Genomic DNA, 7548 nt, shown 5'->3' with positions numbered 1-7548 from the left:
TATAATGTATGCTATACGAAGTTATTACGATCTCGACGAGGTGTTCGACAACGAGCAGGTGGTCGCGCGCGGGATGCAGGTGTCGCTGCCGCACCCGTGCGGCGCGGACGTGAAGCTCGTGCGCAACCCGATCCGGATGAGCGCGACGCCGCCCGATGCGCGCACGGCCCCGCCGCTGCTCGGCGCGCAGACGGAAGACGTGCTGCGCGACATGCTCGGCTACGACGACGTGCGGATCGCCGCGTTGAAGGCGAAACAGGCGATCTGACGCGATTCGGGTGACGGCGTCGCGGCGGCTGCGGGCGCACGTGGCGTGCAACGACGGGATCACACGGCCGCGACCCGCGCCCGACCGGCAGGCTGACTAACGCCCGAGCGCGTCGAGCCAGCCGCGCGCTTGCGGCCAGTCGCCGAGCCCGCTATCCGCGTTGATGTGGCCGCGCGGGCCGAGGTCATGGAACGTGCTGCCCCACGCGTTCGCGCAGCCGCGTGCGAACGCGAGTGAACCGTACGGATCGTCGCTGCTCGCGACGACACAGGTGGGAAACGGCAGCCGCTCGTGGGGCACCGGGCCGAAGCCGTGTGCCTCTGCCGGAAACACCGGCCCGGCGGGATCGGGCAACGCGACGAGCAGCGCGCCGCGCACTTTCGCGAGCGCGGCCGGGCGTGCATAGCGGGTCGCCCACCAGGCGGTGGTCAGCGTGCCGAGGCTGTGGCCGGCGATCAGCACGGGCCCGCGCGCGGCTTCGACCGCCCGGTCGAGCGCGAGACACCAGCCATTGCGGAATGCGCGGTTCCAGTCAGGCATCGTGACCCGCGAGAAGCGCGCATCCGCGCGCTCCCAGCGGCTTTGCCAGTGGAGCGGGCCCGAATTGGCATAGCCCGGCAGGACGAAAACGACGGGGTCGGTCATGGAAGGATTCGTCGACGAATGGAATCGTGTTGTAGCGTCGACGCAGTGTCGCACACCCGCCTCTCCCTGATGGTGCCTGTCAAAATCCGGGGGATGTGCGTGACCTTCGAGCGGGTCGTGACGCGCTCAGGCAGGCGTCACGACCGGTCGGCATGCAGCGGCGCCCGCGTCGCGGGCGCCAGCCGGCGTGGCAGATCAGCGTACGCCGGCGCCGACCAAGCCGCCTGCCGCTGCGCCGGCCACCGTGCCGACCGGGCCGCCCGTGATCAGGTAGCCGAGCGCGCCGCCCGCGGCCGCGCCGATCCCGGCATTGCGTTGCGTATGCGTCATCGCGCATGCGCCGAGTTGCGACAGGGCCGCGACGATCACCGCGGTACGAACGAGAAAAGTGGTCTTCTTCATCATGATTATTGGCTTCCTCCCGCCAGGCAAAAATTGCGAATGGCGGCATTGAATCGGTAAAGCGATCATAGGAAAACCCGAACGGTGCCGGCAATCCGATTTACGTCGTGTTACAGCCGACACACACTCGATATATTGCGAAACACCTCGCGAACCGAGGGCAGCCGACCGGCAGGCCGCGCGGGACGGACCCCGGTCAGGTAGAATTACAGGATTAAACCGGCGCGACGCGCCGACACAACCCTGACGCCAACCGCATGAGCACCGAACGCAACGACGCCCCCGCGGCTTCCAATTTCATCCGCAACATCATCGACGACGACAACCGCACCGGCAAATGGGGCGGCCGCGTCGAAACGCGCTTCCCGCCCGAGCCGAACGGCTATCTGCACATCGGTCACGCGAAGAGCATCTGCCTGAACTTCAGCGTCGCGCGCGACTACGGCGGCGTGTGCCACCTGCGCTTCGACGACACGAACCCGGAAAAGGAAAGCGTCGAATACGTCGACTCGATCGTCGACGCGGTGCGCTGGCTCGGCTTCGACTGGCGCAAGGACGCGGTCGATCATCAGTATTTCGCGAGCGACTACTACGACAAGCTGTACGAATTCGCCGAGCTGCTGATCCAGCGCGGCAAGGCGTACGTCGACAGCCAGAGCGCCGACGAAATGCGCGCGAACCGCGGTTCGCTGACCGAAGGCGGCAAGCCGTCGCCGTTCCGTGATCGCACGCCGGCAGAAAACCTCGACCTGTTCCGCCGCATGAAGGCCGGCGAGTTCAAGGAAGGCGAGCACGTGCTGCGCGCGAAGATCGACATGGCGTCGCCGAACATGAACATGCGCGACCCGGTGATCTACCGGATCCGCTACGCGCACCATTACCGCACCGGCGACGCATGGTGCGTGTATCCGATGTACGACTACACGCACTGCATCTCGGATGCGCTCGAAGGCATCACGCATTCGCTGTGCACGCTCGAATTCGAGGATCACCGCCCGCTGTACGACTGGGTGCTGAACGAACTCGCGGAAGCCGGCGTGTTCACGCGCCCGCTGCCGCAACAGATCGAATTCTCGCGGCTGAACCTCACGTACGCGATCACCAGCAAGCGCAAGCTGCTGCAGCTCGTCACCGAAGGCCATGTCGACGGCTGGGACGACCCGCGGATGCCGACGATCGTCGGCGTGCGCCGCCGCGGCTTCACGCCGGAAAGCATTCATCTGTTCTGCGAACGGATCGGTGTGACGAAGATCGATTCGTGGATCGACATGAGCATCTTCGAAGGCGCGCTGCGCGACGACCTCGACGACAAGGCCGCGCGTACGGTCGCGGTGCTCGATCCGCTGAAGCTCGTGATCGACAACTATCCGGAAGACCTCGAGGAAGCCTGCACGGCGCCCGTGCATCCGCACCATCCGGACCGCGGCGTGCGCACGTTCCCGATCTCGCGCGAGCTGTGGATCGAGCGCGAGGACTTCGTCGAGAATCCGCCGAAGGGTTATTTCCGGCTGTTCCCGGGCAACAAGGTGCGCCTGCGCTACGGCTACGTGATCGAGTGCACGGGCTTCGACAAGGACGCCGACGGCAACGTGACGGCCGTGCACTGCAACTACTTCCCGGACAGCAAGTCGGGCACCGAAGGCGCGAACACGTACAAGGTCAAGGGCAACATCCACTGGGTCAGCGCGAAGCACGCGCAGCCGGCCGAAGTGCGGATCTACGACCGCCTGTTCAAGGAGCCGCACCCGGACGCGGGCGGCGCGAACTTCCTCGAGGCGCTGAACCCCGATTCGAAGAAGATCGTGCAGGCGTACGTCGAGCCGGGCAACGGCGACGTCGCGCCGGAAACGCGCCTGCAGTTCGAGCGCCACGGCTACTTTGTTGCAGACCGTGTCGATTCGAAGCCGGGCAAGCCGGTGTTCAACCGGATCGTCGGGCTGCGCGACAGCTGGGGCAAGCCGGCCTGACGGCCTGCTGCACGCGGCGGCGTGCGGCTTCGCAAGCCGCCCCGCTGCCTGCCCATGAAAAAAACCGGCTCGAGGGCCGGTTTTTTTATCGGCGTGCGCCGAAGGACGGATGGCCGCAGCGACAGCGGCGGCGCTCATTCACGCGCCCGACAACCGCCGATGCAGCTCCGCCAGCGACAGCTTCGTGCGAAACAGCCGCGCGAGACTGCGGCTCGCATAGGTGTCGACGTCGCCCGGCACGGTCCAGCGATACGCATCCATCTCGGGAATCATCGAGCCGTCGCGACGGCTCGGAAACAGCGACGTACACGTACACCGCGCGGGATCGATCTCGCCTTCGGCCACCTGCACCGCGAACAGGTGCAGGTCCTTGTCGTGCCGGTACGCGAAACGGCCGAGATCGAGCAAGCGTGCCGGCGCGAACTCGATGCCGGTTTCCTCGAGCAGTTCGCGCAGCGCGGCGTCGGCCGGCGTCTCGCCCGGTTCGCCCTGCCCCTTCGGGATGTCCCAGTGCGTGGTGTCCGTCGCGTGCGCGAGGAACACGCGGCCGGCCGTATCGAGGATCACGACGCCGCACGACACCGTGCGCGGCGCGCCGCCCCGCTTCATCATGCGCGTGCTCAGCGCTTCTGCAGCTGCCACTTGCCCGCGGCCGTCTTGCAGTAGACGGGCTTGAGCGTCATCGTCTGGCCCTTCGCGGTGATTTCGGTCGCGATTTCGCGGCAGGTCTTGCCGTCCGTCTCGGTCGTGCTCGGCGTGAGCTTCGCGTCGATCTGCGTGCCGCGGCCGTTGCTCTGCCACGTCGTGGTTTCGCCGTCCTTGCCTTCGTCGCGCGCCTGCACGACCGCCCTGGAGAGCGACGCGCGATCGGTCTTGCTGAAATAGCTGATCGGCGTGTCGTTCAGGAAATTCAGGTTGTTCTGCGCATGGGCGGGCAGCATCGCGGCTGCGCACGCGGCGCCGGCCAGCACACGCGTGACGATGGAAAGGGATGCACGCATCGACATGTTTTTCTCCTTGGATGTTCGATCGAACGGCGTGGCGCATGCCGGCGGACCGGGGGCCGGCCCTCCGGTATGCGCCACGCCCGTCAGCGAGCGAGCATAGCATGCGTGCTGTAATGAACGCCTCTAGGGCTTGGCTAACGCGGCCGTTTGCTGATACCCGTCAGTCAGCGTGCCGAGGAACGCGATCACGTCCTTGATCTCGGCCGCGTTCAGCGCCGGCTGGTCGCCGCGCTTGCGGTCGAACGGCGCTTCGCGGTTGATGTTCGGCCAGTAGCGCTTCGGCAGATCGTCGTAGATCTGCACCTTGCCGTGCACGACCGGATAGAACTTCTCCGGATGGATGTCGCGTTCGACGTAGAAGCGCATCACGTCCTCGAGCGAGTGATACACGCCGTTGTGGAAGAACGTCTTGCGCAGCGCGACGTTGCGCAGCGACGGCGTGCGGAACAGCCCGCAGAATTCGTCGCGGCCCTTCAGGTCGGTGCGTTCGGGGCCGCAGGCGCCGAGATCGTAGAAGCGCGGGTCGCGATTGACGGGCAGCGCGCGGTTGCGCGGCACCGCGATCGCGATCAGCCCGAAATCGCTGAACTGCGGCGGGCCGCCTTCGAGCGTGCGCTGGCTGATGTGGCAGCTCGCGCAGTTGCCCTTCTTCTCGTCGTTGAACAGCTGCAGGCCGTGCAACTCCGCGGGCGTGAGCTGCGCGTGACCGGCCAGATACGCGTCGTATTTGCTCGTGTACGGATCGAACAGCGCCGGCTGCTGCTGGAATGCGTCGAGCGCGCGCAGCACCGCATCGAACGTCGCCCGGTCGTCGCCGAGCACCTGGTCGCCGAACGCCTTGCGGAACGCGTCGGCGTACGGCGCTGCGCGAACCGCCTTCGCGACCCGCGCGGGCGAACTGCTCATCTCGAACGGCGACGTGAGCGGAATGCGGGCCTGCGCATCGCGCGTATCGACGCGACCATCCCAGGTCAGCCCGCCGGTCGGCCCCGCGTCGATGCTTTCGTCACCTTCGTCCGGCGAATCGTGGAAGTGCTCGCTGAACGGCGGGATACCGCGCAGGTACTTCAGCGACGGCACCGCGCGAAAGCCGGTACGGTGCATGTCGTCGCCGCCCAGCTGCACCGACAGCGCGTTCGGCGGCCCGAACGCATGCTCGACGCTGTGGCACGACGCGCAAGCGAGCTTGCCGGACCCGGACAGCGACGGATCGAAGAACAGCTGCTTGCCGAGCGCCGTCATCTGCTTCACGCCCTCGAACACCTGCGCACGCGTCTGCGGCTGGCTGGCCGGCGCGACCGCCGGGGCGGCCGGAGTGGCCGGAGCGGCCTGCGCCGCCGGTACGACGGACGCGGCCGACGCACTCGTGCCGGGCTGCGCATCGCAACCAGCCAGCGCCGCGAGCGCGCCAACCATCGCGAGCGTCGCCGCAGCGGGAATCAGCGATCGCGCGGACGCGAAGGATTTCAGAAGGGTGTGCATCGTTGTTCTGGTAGCGGTGGGCAATCGGCCGGAGCTTATGTCAGTTCCGTGACCGTTGGATGACGTTCAACCGACAGTCAATTGAAAGCGTCCCTACACCCGGCTGTCAAATCGGTTCCAGATAATGCGCGCAGCCGGGCGGTACCGCGAGGTTCGCACGCCGGCCCTCCCGCCACCCGGTTCCCACACGCGACCAACGACGAATGAGAGAGAACATCGCATGAAGAAGCACGCCTGGATTCGCTACACGCCGATCGCCCTCGCGGCCGCGCTCAGCCTGACCGCCTGCGGCGGCGACGACGTCACGCAACAGGGCCTGTCGGCCGTCAAGAACGTCGTCGTGATCTACGCGGAAAACCGCAGCTTCGACAACCTGTACGGCAACTTCCCTGGCGCGAACGGCCTGCAGAACGCGACGGCCGCGAATTCGGTGCAGAAGGATCGCGACGGCTCGACGATGGCGACGCTGCCGAAGATCTGGGGCGGCCTCACCGCGACCGGCATCACGCCGGCGGTGACCGAGGCGATGACGGCGAACCTGCCGAACGCGCCGTTCGCGATCGACGATCCGAAAGGCTTCAACCAGTCGATGAGCATCGCGACGCGCGACATCGTGCACCGCTTCTACCAGGACCAGATGCAGATCAACGGCGGCAAGAACGACATGTACGCCGCCTGGACCGACGCGGGCGGCCTGACGATGGGCCACTACACGGCCGATCCGTCGAAGCTGCCGCTGTGGAAGATCGCGCAGCAGTACGTGCTCGCCGACAACTTCTTCATGGGCGCGTTCGGCGGTTCGTTCCTGAACCACCAGTACCTGATCTGCGCGTGCGCGCCGTACTACGCGAATGCCGACAAGAGCCCGGCGGCCGGCAAGATCGCCGTGCTGAACGCCGACGGCAAATCGCTGAAGGTCGCGACGAATTCGCCGGCGTCCGCGCTGAGCGGCCCGCCGAAGTTCGTCAACGACGGCGCGCTCACGCCCGACTTCTACGGCATCAACACGATGCAGCCGGCGTATCAGCCGAGCGGCAACAAGGCGGCCGCGGGCGGCGATCCGCTGCTCGCCGACCCGGCCAATCCGTCGACGATGCCGCCGCAGACGGCGACCAACATCGGCGACCTGATGACCAACGCGGGCGTGTCGTGGGCGTGGTATTCCGGCGCGTGGGGCCAGGCGCTGCAGGCGAGCCAGAACGGCACGTCGAACGTGATCTACGGCGCCGACCTGTCGACGCCGAACTTCCAGCCGCACCACCAGCCGTTCAACTACTTCGCGAACCAGGCGCCGGGCACCGCGAGCCGCGCGCAGCACCTGCTCGACGGCGGCGCGAACGGCGCCGAGTTCATCAAGGCGATCGATGCGGGCACGCTGCCGCAGGTCACGTTCTACAAGCCGCAAGGCAACCTGAACGAGCACCCGGGGTACACGGACGTCACGTCCGGCGACCAGCACATCGCCGACGTGATCGCGCACCTGCAGGCCAGCCCGCAGTGGAAGAACATGGTCGTGGTCGTCACGTACGACGAAAACGGCGGCTTCTGGGATCATGCGACGCCGCCGAACGCCGACCGCTGGGGCCCGGGCACCCGCATTCCCGCGCTGATCGTGTCGCCGTATGCGAAGAAGGGCTTCGTCGATCACACGCAGTACGACACGGGTTCGATCCTGCGCTTCATCACGCGCCGCTTCTCGCTGCCGCGCCTCGCGGGCCTGCAGCAGCGCGACGACGCGCTGAAGGCGAACGGCGCGCAGCCGATGGGTGACCTGACG

At 66.9% G+C, this 7548-nt stretch carries 8 protein-coding genes; 3 read left to right on the top strand and 5 right to left on the bottom strand.

What is annotated here, in order from left to right; all coding sequences use genetic code 11:
- A partial coding sequence (locus tag JMF90_RS15665) for a CoA transferase (RefSeq protein ID WP_201325215.1) occupies positions 1-268 on the top strand: 268 nt, incomplete at its 5' end.
- A 96-nt stretch (positions 269-364) separates the two neighbouring features.
- Here JMF90_RS15665 and JMF90_RS15660 read toward each other — a convergent pair.
- Positions 365-913 carry an alpha/beta hydrolase gene (locus JMF90_RS15660; protein WP_201316827.1) on the bottom strand — a complete coding sequence of 183 codons (549 nt, stop codon included), beginning with the start codon at positions 911-913 and terminating at the stop codon, positions 365-367.
- A gap of 195 nt (positions 914-1108) precedes the next feature.
- Positions 1109-1318: an ornithine acetyltransferase gene (locus JMF90_RS15655; protein ID WP_006497729.1), complete on the bottom strand. Its 210-nt coding sequence runs from the start codon at positions 1316-1318 to the stop codon at positions 1109-1111.
- A gap of 254 nt (positions 1319-1572) precedes the next feature.
- Here JMF90_RS15655 and JMF90_RS15650 point away from each other — a divergent pair, with 254 nt between their 5' ends.
- Positions 1573-3282, top strand: coding sequence for a glutamine--tRNA ligase/YqeY domain fusion protein (locus JMF90_RS15650; protein ID WP_054927633.1), 1710 nt, complete (start codon positions 1573-1575; stop codon positions 3280-3282).
- Between the two features lie 138 nt (positions 3283-3420).
- Here the strand turns inward: JMF90_RS15650 and JMF90_RS15645 are convergent, their stop codons facing one another.
- From JMF90_RS15645 to JMF90_RS15635, 3 genes are all read right to left on the bottom strand, one after another.
- A complete protein-coding gene (locus JMF90_RS15645; protein WP_011545186.1) occupies positions 3421-3891 on the bottom strand; it encodes an NUDIX hydrolase in 471 nt (156 codons plus the stop codon).
- Between the two features lie 11 nt (positions 3892-3902).
- Positions 3903-4289 (bottom strand): hypothetical protein, encoded by a 387-nt coding sequence (locus JMF90_RS15640; RefSeq protein WP_012328329.1) that lies wholly within the window; start codon positions 4287-4289, stop codon positions 3903-3905.
- A gap of 123 nt (positions 4290-4412) precedes the next feature.
- Complete coding sequence (locus JMF90_RS15635) at positions 4413-5771, bottom strand: cytochrome-c peroxidase (protein WP_201316826.1); 1359 nt, start codon at positions 5769-5771, stop codon at positions 4413-4415.
- A 220-nt stretch (positions 5772-5991) separates the two neighbouring features.
- Between JMF90_RS15635 and JMF90_RS15630 the strand changes: the two genes are divergently transcribed.
- Positions 5992-7548, top strand: a 1557-nt coding sequence (locus tag JMF90_RS15630) for an acid phosphatase (RefSeq protein WP_201325214.1), incomplete at its 3' end; no start/stop codon positions are given.

The organism is Burkholderia sp. E168m23 (assembly GCF_016586125.1).
In the GTDB taxonomy this organism is placed as follows: Bacteria; Pseudomonadota; Gammaproteobacteria; order Burkholderiales; family Burkholderiaceae; genus Burkholderia; species Burkholderia orbicola.
The sequence above is the reverse complement of the archived record's forward strand: the minus strand, read 5'-3'. Positions and strand labels throughout refer to the sequence as shown.

Excerpts from the sequence above, each read along its gene's own strand:
- JMF90_RS15660 (WP_201316827.1), bottom strand. The coding sequence starts at position 913 with ATGACCGACCCCGTCGTTTTCGTCCTGCCGGGCTATGCCAATTCGGGC.
- JMF90_RS15655 (WP_006497729.1), bottom strand. The coding sequence starts at position 1,318 with ATGATGAAGAAGACCACTTTTCTCGTTCGTACCGCGGTGATCGTCGCG.
- JMF90_RS15650 (WP_054927633.1), top strand. The coding sequence starts at position 1,573 with ATGAGCACCGAACGCAACGACGCCCCCGCGGCTTCCAATTTCATCCGC.
- JMF90_RS15645 (WP_011545186.1), bottom strand. The coding sequence starts at position 3,891 with ATGAAGCGGGGCGGCGCGCCGCGCACGGTGTCGTGCGGCGTCGTGATC.
- JMF90_RS15640 (WP_012328329.1), bottom strand. The coding sequence starts at position 4,289 with ATGTCGATGCGTGCATCCCTTTCCATCGTCACGCGTGTGCTGGCCGGC.
- JMF90_RS15635 (WP_201316826.1), bottom strand. The coding sequence starts at position 5,771 with ATGCACACCCTTCTGAAATCCTTCGCGTCCGCGCGATCGCTGATTCCC.